The organism is Streptomyces sp. XY006, assembly GCF_002237655.1.
Taxonomy (GTDB): domain Bacteria; phylum Actinomycetota; class Actinomycetes; order Streptomycetales; family Streptomycetaceae; genus Streptomyces; species Streptomyces levis.
On the sequence record NZ_NOKT01000039.1, the window covers coordinates 35,046 to 52,395 of the forward strand.

Sequence of the window (17,350 nt, forward strand, 5' to 3'; positions counted from 1 at the left end):
CGGGAAGTTTTCCCGGCCGCCCGTTCCCTGCCGCGAACCCCCGAAGTGAACAATGGATTCCGCGATCTCCCGCGCGGAAGCGCGAGGTTACAGTACTCCGCGAAATGTAATCAGGCTTGTGCCGCTCAGTCGCCTACGGCTAGAGTCGGACCGATCACGTATGAAATCCCCAAGGCTCACGAGGCCGGGGGGCATGGTTGAAACGTGAACGGGGAACGGGGGAAGTTCTTCCATGGTCGGCATGTGCTTAGAACCAAGAACCACCAGTATCCCGGAGGCCACCGACCGCGCGTGGTGGTAACGGCGTGTTCGGATCACTCATAGACCGGTTCGCGGTCAATCGAAGCGGCGCCGGGCTGCTTCTGGTCGGCTTCATCGATGCCACGGGAACAGGCCTTTATCTGGCCGGTTCCGCACTTTTCTTCACGAAGATCGTGGGCCTCAGTCCCGCCCAGGTCGGTTTCGGACTTTCCCTGGCCGGAATTCTCGGAATCCTGGGGCCCATTCCCTTCGGCAGACTGGCCGACCGGTGGGGCCCGCGGCCCGTGCTGATGCTGCTGCACGCGTGCTGCGCGGTGGGCTTCGCCGCCTACTTCTTCGTCGACGGCCTGGTCTCGTTCCTCTGCGTCGTCGGTCTGCTGGGCATCGCCGAGCAGGCGGCCCGGCCCATGGGCCAGGCGCTCGTGGAACTGGCCGTCGGCACCGACCGGCGCGCCGAGATGGCGGCCCGGATGCGCGTGGTCTACAACGTCGGCTACACGGTCGGGGCCCTGCTCGCCGCGGTGGCCCTGCAGATCGGGACGCGGACGTCGTTCCTGACCATCATGCTCGGCGACGCGCTCTCCTTCGCCCTGTCCGCCACCCTGCTGGCCTTCCTGAAGTTCCGGCCCCACGTGCGCGCCCGCCGCACCGGCACCGGCCCCCGCCTGCTGTTCCCGGCCATCCGGGACCACTGGTACGCGGCCGCCGCCGGGGTCAACGCCCTGCTGATGCTGCACATGGCCCTGCTCAGCGTGGGCGTACCGCTGTGGATCACTCTGCACACCCGGGCACCGGACTCCCTGGTCGCCGTCCTGCTCGTCGTCAACACCGTGCTGGCCGTGCTGTTCCAGGTCCGCGTCGCACGGGGCACCGAGAAGGTCACCGAGGGGGCGAGAGCCCTGCGCAGAGCCAGCGTGGTGCTCGCGCTGTGCTGCGCCTGTTTCGCCACCGCCGCCTACGCGGAGTCGACGGCGCTCACCATCGGCGTCCTGCTCGTGGCGATGGTCCTGCTCACCGGCGGTGAACTGCTCCAGTCCGCAGGCCAGTGGAGCCTGTCCTTCGGGCTGGCGCCCACCCGGTCCCGCGTCGAATACCTCGCCACCTTCCACCTCGGATCCAGCGTCCAGGTGGCGGTCGGGCCGGTCCTGATGACGGTGGGCGTCATCGGAAACGGAACGGCCGGCTGGGCGGCGCTCGCGGCGGTCTTCCTCCTGGCGGGCCTCTGTGTGCGCCCGGTGGTCTCCGCCGCGGCCCGGCGTCCGCACCTGCGCGACGAGACGCCGGACGAAGACGGGACGCCGGGCGAAGACGGGACGCCGGGCGAAGACGGGACGCCGGGCGAAGACGGGACATCGGGCGAACCGGAACTGGGTGTCCGCAGCCAGTAGCAGTAGCGCACCACCCCATCCATGGAACGGCCACGTGCCGGCACCGGGACTTCGCCGTGCCGCATCGGTTCCAGGCAGTCCAGACAACTCCAGGGGGTACCCGCATGCACGAGCACGACAGTCCTCATTACGGCTGCATAGGCGTGGGAGTCGGCCCGGCCAATTTGAGCCTCGCCTCCCTGCTGCACGGCGACCAGAGCATCCCCAGTCTTTTCCTGGAGCAGAAGGAGTACTTCAGCTGGCACGACGGTCAGCAACTCCCGGGAACCACGCTCCAGGTGTCCATGCTCAAGGATCTGGTGAGTCTCGCCGACCCGACGAACCGATTCTCCTTCCTCTCCTATCTGCACGCCCACGGAAAGATCTACCACTTCATCAACGCGCAGTTCGACGCCATGCCACGGCAGGAATACCGGAACTATCTGCGCTGGGCGAGTGAACAGAACGAGAACGTCCTCTTCAACGAGAAGGTGCTTTCCGTCGATTTCGACGGGGATTCGAGCGGGACTTTCGTCGTGGAGACGGACCGCCGGAGGCTGACCGCCGACAACATCTCCGTCGGCATCGGCACCTCCCCGTGGATCCCGCCGGTGGCACCCGCCGGTCCGCACGACGACCAGTTCCATGTCTGCGACATCGTCGACAAGGGCCGCGGGCTCGGCGGCAAGCGGGTCTGCGTGGTCGGGGGCGGCCAGTCGGGAGCGGAGGTCTTCCTGGACCTGATCTCCCGGCCGGAGGGCGAGCGGCCCCGCCGGGTCTCGTGGGTCTCGCGCCGCCGCAACTACTTCCCGATGGACGACTCCCCGTTCACCAACGACTTCTACATGCCGAGCTACTCGGACTACTTCGCCCGCCTGGACCGCACCACCCGCGAACAGCTCAACGCGCAGCACGTCCTGACGAGCGACGGCATCTCCGAGGCGACCCTGCGCGAGGTGTACCAGCAGATCTACGTGCACCGGTTCGTCGAGGGCGACCGGGACCTGGTCGCGCTGTACCCGGGGCACTCGGTGGCGAAGGTCGAGCGGGGCGCGGTCGGGGACTGGTCCGTGGAGATCCGCAGCGGCGACCACCCGGGCACGGCCACGCGGTTCGAGACCGACGTCGTCGTCTGGGCCACGGGGTTCCGGCCGGCCACCCCGGCCTTCCTGGAACCCCTCGCCGGGCGGCTGGAGCGGGAGGGCGAGGAGTACCGCATCGACGACAGCTTCGCCGTGCGCTGGGACGGCCCCGGCGACCGCAACATCTTCGTGCACAACGCGGCGCAGGGGCAGCGCGGCCTGGCCGACCGCAACCTCAGCCTCGTCGCCTGGCGCAGCCAGCGCATCGCCGACCGCATGCGGGGCGTCCGCACGGACGAACCGGCCGACTCCTTCCTCGACTGGGCCCCGAAGGCCCACCCGTCGGAAGCGGCGCAGGGGGTGGGCGGATGAACGGCCTCCCGGACCGGTCCCCCGGAACCGCCCCGCCGACGCCGACACCGACGCCGACGCCGACACCGACACCGACACCGACACGGAAACACGTACAACCGAACGCCACCGCACTGAGCAGAGGCATCGCGGGCTTGTCACCCGCGGCCGTGGTGTCCGTGGCATCGCACCTGTGCGGGCGCTCGAGCGGCGCAGGAACTGCCGGGTCAGCTGGGGGCGTCGGGGACCTGTCGCCCGCGGCCGTCGTATCCGCGGCGGCGGGCGAAAGCGGACGGTTGAACGGGACGGGCCCCGCCGTAGCCGGTCGTGGCGTCGGCGGCCCGACCGCCGGGGCCGGTGCGTCCGCGGCGTGTTCGGGCGGGCTGTCGGGCGGGACGGGCCCCGCCGCGTCCCGCAGTGGCGGCCGTGTCGCCGTGACCCGTGGGTGCGCCCCGGCGGCGCAGGGGGTGGCTTCGTGAGGGATGTCGACATCGCCGTGGTCGGCGGCGGGATCATCGGGTGTCTCGTCGGGCGTGAGGTGACCGGCCGGGACCCCCGGGCCCGGGTCGCGCTGTTCGACCGGGACGTCGTGGCCTCCGGGGCCAGCAGGCGTTCCGCCGGGCTGCACTTCCCGCGCGGCGCCACCGACCGGGTCAGGCGGCTGTCCGCGCACAGCCAGGCCGCCTACGCCCGGCTCGCGGCCGAGGACCCCGCGCTGCCGATCCACCCGCTGCGCATGCACATGCTGTCGGCCGACCCCGCCCGCATCGAGCGGACCTACCTGCCCACCGCCCGGGCCGTGCCCGCCGGGCAGGTCCCCGGCGGCCTGGTCGCCGTACCCGAGGGCACCGGCGTGTGGACCGGCCAGGGCTGCCAGTACGCCGACGTCGGCGCCCTCACCGAAGCCCTGGCGCGCACCCTGCGCCCCCGTCTCGCCCTGCGCGAGGCCACCCGGGTCACGGCGGTGACGCCCGGCCCCGCCGACGTGACGCTGCGCCTGTCCACGGGCGAGGCGCTGACCGCCTCCCGGGTGGTGCTCGCGCCCGGCCCCTGGCTCGCGGACCCCGCCTGGGAGCCGCTGGTGACACCGCTCGGCGCACGGGTCAAGAAGATCGTCGCCCTGCACGTCGACCGCGCACCCGCCCCGGACGACGGCGTGATCGTCTTCGAGGACGAGGACGCCTTCCTGCTCCCGCTGCACCACCGCGGCCACTGGCTGTTCAGCTACACCTGCCAGGAGTGGGACGTGGATCCCGACACCCTCGCGACGGGCCTGTCCGCCGGCGACCTCACCGAAGCGCTCGCCTGTCTGAACCGCTACGCGCCCGCCCTCGCCGGACGGACCACCTCCGGCCGGGTCTTCTGCGACGCCTACAGCCCCACCCGCGAGCCGCTCGTACGGCCGCTCGACGACGCCGGACGCGTCGTCTTCGCGGGCGCCGCCAACGGCTCCGGATACCGCCTCGCCCCCGCGATCGCGGCCGAGGCCGCCGACCTCCTGCACATCGCCCGCCCCGAGGGACAAAGGAACGCAGCGTGAAGATCACCCACTACGAACCCGCCGCGCTGTCCGCCGCGTTCGGCATCGACATGAGCGCGGTCCCCGGCTTCGGCCCCGGAGCCGGCTGGGGCCGCGTCCCGGCCGGCGGCGCGAGCGACCCGCACCAGCACGACGAGATCGAGGTCTTCGTCATCGTCCAGGGCACCGGCGACCTCCTCGTCGACGGCGAGCGCACCCCGGCCGCCCCCGGCACCGTCGCCCTGTTCGAACCGTTCGAGACCCATGTCATCGAGAACACCGGCAGCGAGGACCTCGTCTTCTTCGACCTGTACTGGCGCGACCCCCCGCACGCCGCCCGGGCCGCCCTCGCGGGCGCCGCGGAGCGAAGGCGGTTCGGGCAGCGGCCCGTGTTCGTCTTCTCCACCCCGCCCACGCCCAACGGCGACCTCCACCTCGGCCACCTGTCCGGCCCCTACCTCGGCGCCGACGCCTTCGTCCGCTTCCAGCGCCTGAACGGCGTCGAGGCCTGGCACCTGACCGGCAGCGACGACTTCCAGAGCTACGTCGCCGAACGCGCCCGGCGCGACGGCCGCGCACCGGCGGAGACGGCCGCCCACTTCTCCGCGGAGATCGCCGCGACCCTCGCGCTGATGGACATCCGGCCCGACCAGTACACGGTGACGAACGCCGACCCGTCCTACCCCGACGGGCTGCGGGCGTTCTTCTCCCGCCTGGTCGACTCGGGCTCCGTCGGCCCGCGCAGCACACCCGCCCTGTTCGACGCGGAGACCGGCGACTACCTCTACGAGGTCGACGTCTCCGGCGGCTGCCCGGGCTGCTCCGGGCCCACCAGCGGCAACATCTGCGAGGAGTGCGGCGAGCCCAACCTGTGCGCGGACCTCGCCGAGCCGCGCACCCGGCGCACCGGGGCGGCCCCGCGCCACGGCGAGGCCACCCGCTACTGCCTGCCGCTGCACGAGTTCCGCGACGACATCGCCGCCCACCACGAACTCGGCCGCGTCCCGCCCCGGTTGCGCGAGCTGGCCCAGCGGGTGTTCTCCGGCGACCGGCTCGACCTGCCCCTGACCCACCCGTCCGACTGGGGCGTGCGCCCCGCCGAGGACGGCGCCGGCGACCAGGTCGTCTGGGTGTGGCCGGAGATGTCGTACGGGTTCCTGCACGGCATCGAGACGCTCGGCCGCGGCCTGGGCAAGGAGTGGCGGGCCGACGCCCCCGAACAGGACTGGAAGATCGTCCACTTCTTCGGCTACGACAACAGCTTCTACCACTCGCTGCTCTACCCGGCCCTGTACAAGCTGGCCTTCCCGGGCTGGGAGCCGGACATCGACTACCACGTCAACGAGTTCTACCTGCTGGAGCACCAGAAGTTCTCCACCAGCCGGCGGCACGCGGTGTGGGGCAAGGACGTCCTCACCGAGGACAGCGTCGACGCGGTGCGCTTCTTCCTCGCCCGCACCCGCCCCGAGGGCCGCCGCACCAACTTCGACCCCGCCGCCTACGAGACGGTCCTCGCGGACACCCTGATCGGCACCTGGCAGCGCTGGCTGAACGCCCTCGGGACCCGCCTCGACACCGGGTACGGCGGGCAGGCGCCCGACGCCGGGGTCTGGACGCCGGAGCACACCGCGTTCCTCGCCCGGCTCGGCGTCCGGCTGACGGCCTTCACGCAGAGCCTCGGCCAGGACGGCTTCTCCCTCAACCAGGCCGCCGGCGAACTGCACGGCATCGTCGAGGACGTGATCCGCTTCACCGAGGGCGCGTACCTGGCGGCCGGCCCGGCCGAGAAGGACCGCACGCGCACCGCGATCGCCCTGGAGCTGGCCGCGGCCCGGCTGCTGGCCCGCTGCGCGGCCCCGGTCATGCCCCGGTTCGCCGGGCGGCTCGCGGCGGCGCTCGGCCTGACCGGCCCGGAGGTCTGGCCCGACGTGCCCGAACTGCTGCCCGCCGGCACGAAGGTGACGCTGAGCGACGCCGTCTTCTTCCGCGCGCCCGAGCGGAAGAAGACCGCCGATGACTGACCCGACGACCACACCGGCCACCACCACCAACAACACCGTCACGGACACCGACGTCGTGACCGTCACGGGCACCGACGCCGCGACCGCCACCGTCACCGACGCCGTGACCGACACCGTCACCGTCATGGGCACCGACACCGTGACCGCCACCGACACCATCACCGACGTCGTCAACACCCTGGCCCTCAGGCGCTGCACCGACACCCGGCACCGGTTCCACCACCGCGGCCCCGACGGCGAGTTGCGCTCCCTGACCCTCGCCGAGCTCGACGCCCGTGCGGGCAACGTGGCACGGCATCTGCACGCCCTCGGCGTCCGGGCCCGGGACCGCGTCGGCATTCTCGCCCCCAACAGCCTGGCCTGGGTGCTGCTGGACCTGGCCGTGATCCGGCTCGGCGCGGTCACGGCCGGTTTCGAACCGGGCCGCTTCGACCCGGAGCGACTGCCGCGGGACTACGGTCTGAAGCTGCTGTTCACCGAGGACGGGGACGAGCACTCCGGCGCCGTGCGCGCCATCGGAGCGGTCGACGGCTGGGCGGAGGACTTCGCCCCGGACACCCCGGCCCGTCACCACGAGGGCTACGACCCGGCCGACATCCTCGCCATCAAGTTCACCTCGGGCAGCACCGGCGTGCCCAAGGGCCTGGAGACCACCGTCGCCAGCGTCAACAGCTCCCTGCACGAGGTGCAGCGGATCTTCGCCCACGGCGACGGCGACAACCTCCTGGTCTTCCTCGGCAACTGGTTCCTGCAACAGCGCTTCTGGATCTACTCGGCGCTCGCGCACGGCCATGACGTCACGCTGGCCCGGCTCGACGACGCCCTCGACACGGCCCGCCGCACCCGCCCCACCGTCGTCATGGGGGTGCCCGGCTTCTACGAGGAGATCCGCCGGCGCCTGGAGGGCATGGAGCTGCCCGCCGACCCGGGCAAGCGCCAGGAGATCCTCCAGGCGGAGTTCGGCGGCCGGGTCCGCTACCTGTGGACCGGTTCCGCCCCGGCGAGCCGGGCGGTCCTGGAGTTCTTCAACGACGCCGGAGTGCCGCTCTACGAGGGCTACGGCCTCAACGAGACGTGCATCGTGGCGAAGAACCACCCCGGCGCCTTCCGCCTCGGCAGCGTCGGCAGGGTCCTGCCGAACAAGACGGTCCGCTTCGACCGGGACGGCGTCCTGATCGTCGGCAGCCGCCACCCCGTCAACCACCGCTACACCTGGTGCGCGCCCGGCACCAACGAGAAGATGTTCCTGCCGACCGGCGAGGTGCGCACCCACGACATCGGCCATCTGGACGAGGACGGGTTCCTGTACATCCACGGCCGCGTCGACGACGTCGTCACCGTCAGCAGCGGCTACAACGTCCTCGCGCCCCTGGTCGAGGAGTGCCTGCGCGGCCACCCGGCGGTCCGCGACTGCGTGCTGTACGGCAACGGCGAGGAGTTCCTCACCGCCGTGGTGTCCCTGGCGGCCCCGCCCCCGGACCCCGCCGAGCTGAGCCGCCACGTGGCCCGCGTCAACGCGGAGCTGCTGCCCGACCAGCGCGTGCACGCCGTGCTGGTGGCGCCCGAGCGCTTCTCCACCGGCAACGGGCTGCTGACCGGCCAGCTCAAACCCAAGCGCGGTGCCGTGCACGAGCGGTACGCGCGGGAACTGTCGCAGATCCACGCCCGCACCCCCGGCCCGACGGCCGACCGGCCCCTGGTGGTCGTCGCCGCGGAGCCCACACGAAGGAGCACGACGTGAGCTGGAACAACCTGCCGGACGCGGTCCTGGCCAACTCCCGCGTGGAACTGCGCCGGATCCGCGTCACCGACCGCGCCGCGTTCGAATCCGTCGTCTACGACGAGGAGATCTGGCGCTACTTCGTCACACGCATCGAGACACCGGCCGACCTCGACACCTTCCTGGAGACCGCCATCCGGGACACCCTGACCGGCACCCGGATCGTCTTCGCGATCGTCGACCGCGACAGCGGCCGCATCCTGGGCTCCAGCGCGTACGGCAACCTGGCCCCGGCCGACCGCCGCCTGGAGATCGGCTGGTCCTGGGTCGCCACCGCCGCCCGCCGCACCGGCGTCAACCGGGCCGCGAAACTCGCCCTGCTGGACCACGCCTTCGACGTCCTGGAGTGCGAGCGCGTCGAGTTCAAGACGGACGTGCTCAACACCGCCGCCCGCACCGGCCTCGCGGCGCTGGGCGCCCACGAGGAGGGCGTGCTGCGCAGCTTCAACTACATGCCGGGCGGCCGGCGCCGGGACGTCGTCTACTACAGCATCCTGCGCGACGAGTGGCCCGCCCTGCGCAAGGAGCGGTTCGCCGCGCTCACCGAAGGAACCGGGGCCTGACCATGTCCGTCCACGACCACGGCACCCCCGCGGCCACCCTCCCGCCCGCCGAGGACCTGTTCCTGCACGCGGCCGGGCAGCGCCTGGCGGCCACCAGGGTGTACGCACCGGACGGCGCCGCGCCCGACGTCGTCCATCTGCACGGCTTCGGGACCACCGCCTCCCGGCACGCCGTGCGCTATCTCCTGGACGACCTCGCCGCGCACGGCCACTCCTCGCTGACCTTCGAGTACTCCGGCAACGGGGAGAGCACCGGCGAACTGGAGCGGGCGACCCTGCGGCAGCGCCGGAACGAGTCCCTCGCGGCGGCCCGGCTGCTCGACGAGGACCGGCGCCCGGTGCTCGTCGGCACCAGCATGGGCGCCCACCTCGCCGCCTGGACCGTGCCGGACCTCCGGCCGCGCGCCCTGGCCCTGTTCTGCCCCGCCGCCTACCCGGACAGCGAGGCGGACGTCCGCTTCGGCCAGGAGCGTGCCAAGCCCGGCCCCTACGCCGACTCACCGGCCTTCGCCGGGATCCGGGCGTTCGACGGCGACCTGCTGATCGTCGCCGCCGAGCACGACCAGGTCGTGCCCGGGTCCGTCATCGACGCCTACTTCTCCCACGCCGTCCAGGCACGCTCGCGCCGGCTGATCCGGCTCGGCTGCGACCACTTCATCCACCGGTGGCTGCCCGCGCAGGCGGAGCAGCGGCGCGAGGTGCTGGGGGCCCTTCGCGCGCTCGTGACCGGCAGCCTCCGATGACCACCGGCCGGCGGACCACCGCCGCAACTCTGGGGAGGAATCCCGTGCAGCACATCGAGCCCAACATTCTCCGGCGGCACGACCTGGAAAGCCTCGCGGCCGTCGAGCGCGCCTTCCACACCGGGCCGCTCTCCCGGGCCGTCGGCGACGCCCCGCAGCTGGAGCGGCGCAGCGGCCTGACGGCCGAGGAGTTCCGGCGCGAGTACCGCGAGCCGCAGCGCCCCGTCGTCCTGGAGGGCCACGCCGCCGACTGGCCGGCCGTGCAGACCTGGTCCTTCGACCACCTCGCCGACCGGGTCGGGGACGTCCGGGTCGTCGTGGACAGCTACAACACCAAGGCCGCCCGTGAGGCGACCGTCGCCGAGTTCGTGGCGATGCTGAAGGACAACCGGCACCAGGGCGCCACGCCGATCTACCTCCAGGAGTGGTACTACCAGACCACCGCTCCCGAACTCGCCCCGGACATGCCGGAGATGGAGATCGCCCGGTACGACTTCCGGCGCGACCTCTACGGCGAGGACGCCTCCACCAACCACCAGCTGTGGCTGGGCCAGCAGGGCGGTGTCACCCGGCTGCACCAGGACTCGTACTCCGTCGACGTGATGCACGCCCAGATCGTCGGCGACAAGCTCTGGTACGTGATGGGCCCCGACGCCGTCCTGCGCGAGGACACCGAGGCGGACTGGACGAGGCTGGTCGAGACGCCCGAGACGCAGCTGATGCAGTTCGTGCTGAAGCCCGGCGACGTGCTCTACCTGCCGGCCAACTGGTACCACCGCATCCAGCTGCTGAGCGACTCCATCGGCCTGGGCCGCAAATGCCTGGACGAGGTCAACCTCCAAGCGCACATCCGCCAGCGCATGACCGAGCTGCTCGCGCTGGCCCTCAACCCCGACGAGGTCAAGCGGACGCACCCCGAGCTGTTCGACGTGGTGCTGATGCGCAGCCGCGCCTGGGCCAAGCGCATGGACATCGACCTGTCCCGGCTGCGCCCGTAGCCGCGCAGCCGTCCCGACCAGGCCGTACGACGAGGAACGAGACGATGACGGACAAGCACGTACTGCTGGTCGGCGGACCGGGCAGCGAACTCGACAAGCTGGACCGGCTCGGCGTCCGCTTCTCCATGATGCAGATCCCGGAGCGGGTCACCGCCCGGCAGTACACGGACGCGGCGCACTACGCCGTCCTCGACTACCGGGACTTCGACGAGGTGCTGGCCGTGGCCCGCGCCTGGCACCGCGTCGACCCCTTCGACGCGGTCGCCTCCTTCACCGAGTACGGGCTCCATCCGGCCTCCCGGGTCGCCCGCGAGCTGGGGATCCCGGGGGACAACCTGACCGCGGTGGAGCTGACCCGCGACAAGGCGCGCACGCGCGAGCTGCTCGACCGGCACGGACTCAGCCCCGTACGGCACCGGCTGTGCGCCGCTGCCGAGGAGGCCCGCGGCTTCCTGCGGGAGCTCGGCGGCGGGCCGGTGGTGCTCAAGCCGCGGGACGGCGGTCTCAGCGAGGGGGTGTACCTGGCGGCCTCCGAGGAGGAGCTCACCGAGCGGTGGGCGTGGTCGCGCCGGTTCACGGACGGGCCGCTGCTCGTGGAGGAGTTCCTCACCGGGCCGGAGTTCAGCGTCGAGTCCGTCTCGGTGGGCGGCCGGCACGAGATCGCGGCCGTCACGGAGAAGGTGACGACCGAGCTGCCGCGCTTCGTGGAGACCGGGCACCAGGTGCCCGCCCGGCTCGACGCGGCGTCCCGGACGGCGATCGAGGAGCTCGTCACACGGTTCCTCGACCTCATCGAGCAGCGGGACGGCCCCGTCCACACCGAGCTGCGGCTCACGCCCTCCGGGCCCCGGCTCATCGAGGCGCAGACCCGTGTCGGCGGCGACCAGATCTGGGAGCTGTGCGAACTGGTCAGCGGCGTCGACCTGATGGCCGAGACGTTCTGCGCGCTGCTCGGCCTGCCCCGCCCGCCCCGCACCCCGGTCGCGGGCGCCGCCGCGATCCGCTTCTTCTCCTACGAGAACGTCCGGGTCCTCGGGGTCGACGGCCTCGCCGAGGCCGCCGCCGCCCCCGGCGTGCACCGCCTGCACTGCACGCTGGAGGCGGGCCGGGACCTGGGCGCCCTCACCTCGTCCACGGCCCGTCAGGGCTATGTGCTGTGCACGGGAACCGACACGGCCGCGGCGACGGCGGCGGCGGAGCGGGCGCACGACCTGGTCAAGGTCGTCACCCAGCCGCTCTGAAGCGGTACGGCGCCGCCGCGCGCCGGGGAGGGGCGGTCACCGGCGCGCCGACGCCAGGGACCGCTCCGTCACCCGCTCCAGATGCCGCGTGAACACCTCCCGCGCCTCGGGCGTCAGGGTCCGCAGCGCCACCAGCGCCGTGATGACGACGTCGCACAGCTCCGCCTGCACGTCGTCCCAGCTGTGTGTGACACCCTTGCGCGGGTTCTGGCCGGTCACGCCGATCACCGCCTCGGCGACCTCACCGACCTCCTCGTTCAGTTTCAGCAGGCGCAGCAGCAGGCCCTCTCGGCCCTCGGCCGGGCGGTCGGTGTCGAGCCAGGCGCACAGGGCGTCGACGGTGGCCCACAGGTCGGACGCGGGCGGGGCGGGGCGCGGGTGATCGCTCATGGGCGGCAGCCTGCCACGCGGGTCTGACAGTGCCCCCGCCACGCCCCGGTGGGCTCCCGGGCCGCCTGCTCCACGCCTCCGTGGGCTCCTGCGCCGCCTACTGCATGCCCCCGTGGGCTCCTGCGCCGCCTACTCCATGGACTCCTCTTCGAACAGGGCGTCCTGCTCGCCCTCCTTGGCCTTCCGCAGCCGCCGGGCCCGTGCCCCGACGATCAGGGCGGTGCCCGCCGCGGTCGCCGCGAAGGCCGCCGGGATCATCCAGCCCCGGTTCACCGTGTGCCCGAGCGCGTGGTCCAGGGAGAAGCGGCCCGGCCCCGTGACGGCCAGGCCGGCCGCCGTCAGACCGAGCGTGGCGGCGTACTCGTAGCCGCCGCCCTGGTTGAAGAACCCGTTCGGGGTGTGCACCGCAGCGGCTCCCGCCATGGCCCCGGCCGCCGCCGCGCCGGCCGCGGGTGTGGCCAGGCCCAGGGCCAGCAGTACGCCGCCGCCGGTCTCCGCGAGCCCGGCGGCCGTCGCGCTGGCCTTGCCCGGGGCGTAGCCCACGGACTCCATGAACTGGCCGGTGCCCTCCAGGCCGTGGCCGCCGAACCAGCCGAACAGCTTCTGCGCGCCGTGGGCGGCCAGCACACCCCCCGTCCCCAGCCGGAGCAGCAGCAGGCCCAGATCACCTCGGTGGTTATGCCTCACGTGCCTCACGTGCCTCACGTCGTCTCCCGGAGCAGACAGCAGGAACAGGGGGAACACCTCTCGTCGCGTTCCCACCGTCGCACCTCCGGCAGACCACGACACCCCGCGGATGCGCCGGGGGCGCCGTTCGGGTGGCACGGGTGGCGTCGCCGGGCGGCCGGGACGAGGCTGAGGCGTATGACGATTCAGACCACGCGCCTGAGCGACCCGGCCGTCCGCGCCTTCGTGACCGCCGTGAACAACCACGACCGCGAGGGCTTCATGGAGCTCCTCGCGCCGGGCGCGACCATGGCGGACGACGGATCCGACCGCGACCTCGCCGACTGGGTCGACCGGGAGATCTTCTCCACCCACGGGCACATGGAGGTCGACAACGAGTCCGACGGCGGCCGGTCCCTCCTCGCCCGCTACAGCAACGACACCTGGGGCGAGATGCGCACCCGGTGGAGCTTCACCGTCGACGAGGACGGCAGGATCTCCCGCTTCGAGACCGGCCAGGCCTGACGCGGCAGTCGTTCCACGCACCGGTGCGCACCCCGCGGTCCCTCGCGGGGTCCACCCCCACCCGGTCCCGTGGAACGACTGCCGCCTCCACCCCCCTGAATGTGGCCAACGGAAGCTCTCTGCTCCAAGTGTGAAGCTTTGGTGTAGGAGATTTGAGCATAGGCCCCCCACCGGCTGCAATAGGTCGGACGTTCATATTCCGTTTGTGCAAGTTGACGAGTTGACGAAGTCGGCCGTCCGCTCAGCCGCGCCCGACGTACGGCATCGTCGTGGCCAGCACGGTCGCGAACTGCACGTTCGCCTCCAGTGGCAGCTCCGCCATGTGCCGCACCGTGCGGGCCACGTCCGCGACGTCCATGACCGGTTCCGGGGCGACCACCCCGTTGGCCTGCAGCGCCCCCGTCTGCATCCCGGCCGTCATGTCGGTCGCCGCGTTGCCGATGTCGATCTGCCCCACGGCGATCCGGTACGGCCGCCCGTCCAGTGACAGCGACTTGGTCAGGCCGGTCAGGGCGTGCTTGGTCGCCGTGTAGGCCACCGACCGCGGCCGGGGCGTGTGCGCGGAGATCGAGCCGTTGTTGATGATCCGCCCGCCCTGCGGGTCCTGCTCCTTCATCTGCCGGTACGCCGCCTGCGCGCACAGGAACGCCCCGTTGAGGTTGGTGTCCACCACGTGCCGCCAGGCGTCGTAGGGCAGTTCCTCGACCGGCACCCCGCCGGGCCCGAACGTGCCCGCGTTGTTGAACAGCAGGTCCACCCGCCCGAACCGCCCGACGGTGGCGGCGAACAGCTCGGTGACGTCCTCCGGGCGTGAGACGTCCGTCCGTACGGCGAGCGCCGCGCCCCGCGGGACCAGGGCCGCCGTCTCCTGAAGCGCCTCCGCGCGCCGGCCCGCCAGCGCCACCGACCAGCCCGCGCGCAGCAGTTCCACGGCGACCGCCCGGCCGATGCCGGAGCCCGCCCCGGTCACCACCGCGATTCCGTTCTCCTTCGCATTCATGGGCCCGCAGCGTACGGGAGGGCCCGCCATGCGGAACTCATCCATCCGTCATGTGAGTGCGGTGTACGCGTCAATCAGGTGTCGTCCCCGGCCACTCCAATGCCCTCTGCAGCCATTCGCCAGGGGAGGACCGGATGACACCCGCAGCACACCCGTCCCAGCACGCCCCCGAACTCCGCGCGGCCGCCCGCCACATCGGCCGCCGACGCTTCCTCACCACCACCGGCGCCGCCGCCGCGCTGGCCTTCGCGACCAACCTGCCCGCCCCCGGAGTCGCGGCCGCCGCCGAACTCGACGCGGCGCGCATCACCGACGACCCCTTCACACTGGGCGTCGCCTCGGGCGATCCCCTGCCGGACTCGGTCGTCCTGTGGACCCGCCTCGCGCCCGTGCCGTTCCAGGCCGACGGCGGACTGCCCGCCGAACGCGTCACCGTGCACTGGGAGCTGGCCCACGACGAGCTCTTCCGCCGCGTCGCCCGGCGCGGCACCGCCACCGCGCACCCCGAGTTCCACCACACCGTCCACGTCGAGGCCGGCCACCTGGAGGCCGGCCGCGTCTATTACTACCGCTTCCGCGCCGGCCGCTGGACCAGCCCCACCGGCCGCACCCGCACCGCCCCCGGCCCCGGCAGCCGCGTGGCGTCCCTCACCCTCGCCGCCGTCTCCTGCCAGGCCTACCACGACGGCTACTACACCCCCTACGCCCATCTCGCCGCCGAGGACGTCGACCTCGTCTTCCACCTGGGCGACTACCTCTACGAGTACGCCGTCGACGCGGTCGGCGGCCAGCGCAAGTACACCGACCGCACCCTGCCCGACGTGTTCCGGCGCGAGACGCTGACCCTGGAGGACTACCGGCTGCGGTACGCCCTCTACAAGTCCGACCCGGACCTGGCCGCCGCACACGCCGCGCACCCCTTCGTCGTCACCTGGGACGACCACGAGACCGAGAACAACTACGCCGGCGGCATCCCGGAGAACGACGTCCCGCCGGAGGAGTTCCTGCTGCGCCGCGCCTCCGCCTACCGCGCCTACTGGGAGAACCAGCCCCTGCGCCGCCCCCAGCGCCCCGCCGGACCCGACATGCGGCTGTACCGCCGCCTGACCTGGGGCCGGCTCGCCCAGTTCGACGTCCTGGACACCCGCCAGTACCGCTCCGACCAGGCCTACGGCGACAAGGCGCACGTGCCCGGCCCCGAGTCCGACGACCCGGCACGCACCATGACCGGCGCCACGCAGGAGCGGTGGCTGCTCGACGGCTGGCGCTCCTCGCGGGCGCTGTGGAACGTCGTACCGCAGCAAGTGCTGTTCGCCCGGCGGCACATGGACGCCACCACCCCGTCCCGCGTGTCGATGGACGCCTGGGACGGCTACAGCGCCTCCCGCCGCCGCGTCCTGGACGGCGCGAAGGCCGCCGGCGTGGAGAACCTGATGGTGCTCAGCGGCGACGTGCACTCCGCCTACGCCTTCGACATCAAGGACGACTTCGACGACCCGGCCTCCGCCACGCTCGGCACGGAGATCGTGGCGACCTCGATCTCCAGCGGCCGGGACGGCGCCGACAAGCCCGCGACGTGGGACACCTACATGTCCGCCAACCCGCATCTGAAGTTCTTCAACGGCCGGCGCGGCTACGTCACCGTCGAGCTCGGACGGCAGGCGGCACGCGCCGACTTCAGGACGGTGCCGTACGTGACCCGGCAGGGGGCGCCGGTCACGACGGCCGCGTCCTTCGTGACGGAGGTGGGCAGGCAGGGGCTCAGACCGGCGTGAGCTCCGCGGCGCGGCCCCCGTCCGGGGTCTCGCCCGGAGTCTCACCGGGGTAGCGGACGCCGACGCGGTCCCGGATCGCGTCGAGCGTCCGCATCACGGCGAGGGTGCCGTCGAGCGGGACGAGCGGCGACTCGGTCTCGCCGGCGCGCACGGCCCGCATGACCTCCAGCGCCTCGTGGCGCATGCTGTTGCGCGGGCCGTCCGCCGGGTCGGCCGTGAACTCCTCGGCGTCGCGGCCGTCCCGGTGCAGCACGAAACCCTCCGGGAAGAAGAAGCCGTGCGGGATGTCGATGCGGCCCCGGGAGCCGGTGACCGAGGCGGCGGTGGCCGTACCGCCCACGATGGAGCAGTGCACCGAACCGAGAGCGCCGCTCTCCCAGGAGAGCACCGCCGCCGTCTGGAGATCGACGCCCTCGTCCGAGAGCACCGCTCGCGCCGCGATGTCCGACGGCTCCCCGAGCAGCAACTGCGCGAACGACACCGGATACACGCCCAGATCGAGCAGCGCGCCGCCGCCCAGCTCCGGGTTGCGCAGCCGGTGCGAGGGCGGGAAGGGGCCCGCGAGGCCGAAGTCGGCCTGCACGCTGCGCACTTCACCGATCGCCCCGTCGTCCACCAGCGCCTTCAGCCGCCGCACCAGCGGGTTGCAGTACATCCACATCGCCTCCATCAGGAAGCGCCCGTGCTCCCGCGCCAGCGCGACGAGTTCCTCCGCCTCGCGCAGGTTCAGTGTGAACGGCTTCTCGCACAGCACGTGCCGCCCGGCCGCCAGGCACAGCCCGGCAGCCGCCCGGTGCGCCGTGTGCGGCGTGGCGACGTAGACGACATCGATGTCCTCGTCCCGCGCGAGCGCGTTCCAGTCGCCGTAGGCCCGCGCTATCCCGAACCGCTCCGCGAACGCCTGCGCCGACTCCTGCGAGCGCGAGGCCACCGCCACGACCTCCGCGTCCGGCAGGTCGACCAGATCCGCGGTGAACGCGGCCGCGATCCCTCCGGTCGCCAGGATCCCCCACCGCACCGTGTCCACCGTCATGCCCGCCCGCCTCCGCCTCGTGACCCCTAGCAGTC

15 protein-coding genes are annotated in these 17,350 nt (G+C 72.4%); 11 read left to right on the forward strand and 4 right to left on the reverse strand.

All coding sequences use genetic code 11. The features are described 5' to 3' along the window. Positions 1 to 305 precede the first annotated feature (305 nt). From CHR28_RS33375 to CHR28_RS33415, 9 genes are all read left to right on the forward strand, one after another. A complete protein-coding gene (locus CHR28_RS33375; RefSeq protein ID WP_094057469.1) occupies positions 306 to 1,649 on the forward strand; it encodes an MFS transporter in 1,344 nt (447 codons plus the stop codon). A 104-nt stretch (positions 1,650 to 1,753) separates the two neighbouring features. Beyond that, positions 1,754 to 3,082 carry a lysine N(6)-hydroxylase/L-ornithine N(5)-oxygenase family protein gene (locus CHR28_RS33380; protein ID WP_094057470.1) on the forward strand — a complete coding sequence of 443 codons (1,329 nt, stop codon included), beginning with the start codon at positions 1,754 to 1,756 and terminating at the stop codon, positions 3,080 to 3,082. Between the two features lie 454 nt (positions 3,083 to 3,536). Next, on the forward strand, positions 3,537 to 4,601 hold the full coding sequence (locus tag CHR28_RS33385; RefSeq protein ID WP_094057471.1) for an NAD(P)/FAD-dependent oxidoreductase: 1,065 nt from the start codon (positions 3,537 to 3,539) through the stop codon (positions 4,599 to 4,601). Continuing rightward, the gene (locus CHR28_RS33390) at positions 4,598 to 6,601 is read left to right on the forward strand and encodes a class I tRNA ligase family protein (protein ID WP_179272645.1); all 2,004 of its coding nucleotides are present in this window, start codon (positions 4,598 to 4,600) and stop codon (positions 6,599 to 6,601) included. Before CHR28_RS33385 ends, CHR28_RS33390 begins: the two co-directional genes overlap by 4 nt. After that, positions 6,594 to 8,342: an AMP-binding protein gene (locus CHR28_RS33395; protein ID WP_256984561.1), complete on the forward strand. Its 1,749-nt coding sequence runs from the start codon at positions 6,594 to 6,596 to the stop codon at positions 8,340 to 8,342. The genes CHR28_RS33390 and CHR28_RS33395 overlap by 8 nt, the downstream gene beginning before the upstream one ends. After that, positions 8,339 to 8,944 (forward strand): GNAT family N-acetyltransferase, encoded by a 606-nt coding sequence (locus tag CHR28_RS33400; protein WP_094057472.1) that lies wholly within the window; start codon positions 8,339 to 8,341, stop codon positions 8,942 to 8,944. The genes CHR28_RS33395 and CHR28_RS33400 overlap by 4 nt, the downstream gene beginning before the upstream one ends. A gap of 2 nt (positions 8,945 to 8,946) precedes the next feature. Further along, positions 8,947 to 9,687 (forward strand): alpha/beta hydrolase, encoded by a 741-nt coding sequence (locus CHR28_RS33405; protein ID WP_094057473.1) that lies wholly within the window; start codon positions 8,947 to 8,949, stop codon positions 9,685 to 9,687. A 44-nt stretch (positions 9,688 to 9,731) separates the two neighbouring features. Beyond that, on the forward strand, positions 9,732 to 10,685 hold the full coding sequence (locus CHR28_RS33410; RefSeq protein WP_179272646.1) for a cupin-like domain-containing protein: 954 nt from the start codon (positions 9,732 to 9,734) through the stop codon (positions 10,683 to 10,685). A 44-nt stretch (positions 10,686 to 10,729) separates the two neighbouring features. Beyond that, positions 10,730 to 11,926 (forward strand): ATP-grasp domain-containing protein, encoded by a 1,197-nt coding sequence (locus tag CHR28_RS33415; RefSeq protein ID WP_094057475.1) that lies wholly within the window; start codon positions 10,730 to 10,732, stop codon positions 11,924 to 11,926. Positions 11,927 to 11,962: 36 nt separating this feature from the next. On the opposite strand, the gene CHR28_RS33420 is transcribed toward CHR28_RS33415, so the two are convergent. Together CHR28_RS33420 and CHR28_RS33425 are read right to left on the reverse strand one after the other, a co-directional pair. After that, positions 11,963 to 12,316 (reverse strand): MazG-like family protein, encoded by a 354-nt coding sequence (locus CHR28_RS33420; RefSeq protein ID WP_094057476.1) that lies wholly within the window; start codon positions 12,314 to 12,316, stop codon positions 11,963 to 11,965. 129 nt (positions 12,317 to 12,445) lie between these two features. Beyond that, the gene (locus CHR28_RS33425) at positions 12,446 to 13,003 is read right to left on the reverse strand and encodes a DoxX family protein (protein WP_094057477.1); all 558 of its coding nucleotides are present in this window, start codon (positions 13,001 to 13,003) and stop codon (positions 12,446 to 12,448) included. Between the two features lie 177 nt (positions 13,004 to 13,180). Between CHR28_RS33425 and CHR28_RS33430 the strand changes: the two genes are divergently transcribed. Beyond that, positions 13,181 to 13,507 (forward strand): hypothetical protein, encoded by a 327-nt coding sequence (locus CHR28_RS33430; RefSeq protein ID WP_094057478.1) that lies wholly within the window; start codon positions 13,181 to 13,183, stop codon positions 13,505 to 13,507. Positions 13,508 to 13,748: 241 nt separating this feature from the next. On the opposite strand, the gene CHR28_RS33435 is transcribed toward CHR28_RS33430, so the two are convergent. After that, the gene (locus CHR28_RS33435; RefSeq protein WP_094057509.1) at positions 13,749 to 14,507 is read right to left on the reverse strand and encodes an SDR family oxidoreductase; all 759 of its coding nucleotides are present in this window, start codon (positions 14,505 to 14,507) and stop codon (positions 13,749 to 13,751) included. A 134-nt stretch (positions 14,508 to 14,641) separates the two neighbouring features. Here CHR28_RS33435 and CHR28_RS33440 point away from each other — a divergent pair, with 134 nt between their 5' ends. Next, positions 14,642 to 16,282 carry an alkaline phosphatase D family protein gene (locus tag CHR28_RS33440; RefSeq protein ID WP_094057479.1) on the forward strand — a complete coding sequence of 547 codons (1,641 nt, stop codon included), beginning with the start codon at positions 14,642 to 14,644 and terminating at the stop codon, positions 16,280 to 16,282. Here CHR28_RS33440 and CHR28_RS33445 read toward each other — a convergent pair. Next, entirely contained in the window at positions 16,269 to 17,315 is a 1,047-nt protein-coding gene (locus tag CHR28_RS33445; protein WP_094057480.1) for a Gfo/Idh/MocA family protein, read from the reverse strand. The two genes, CHR28_RS33440 and CHR28_RS33445, sit on opposite strands and share 14 nt — an antisense overlap. Between the last annotated feature and the right edge of the window lie 35 nt (positions 17,316 to 17,350).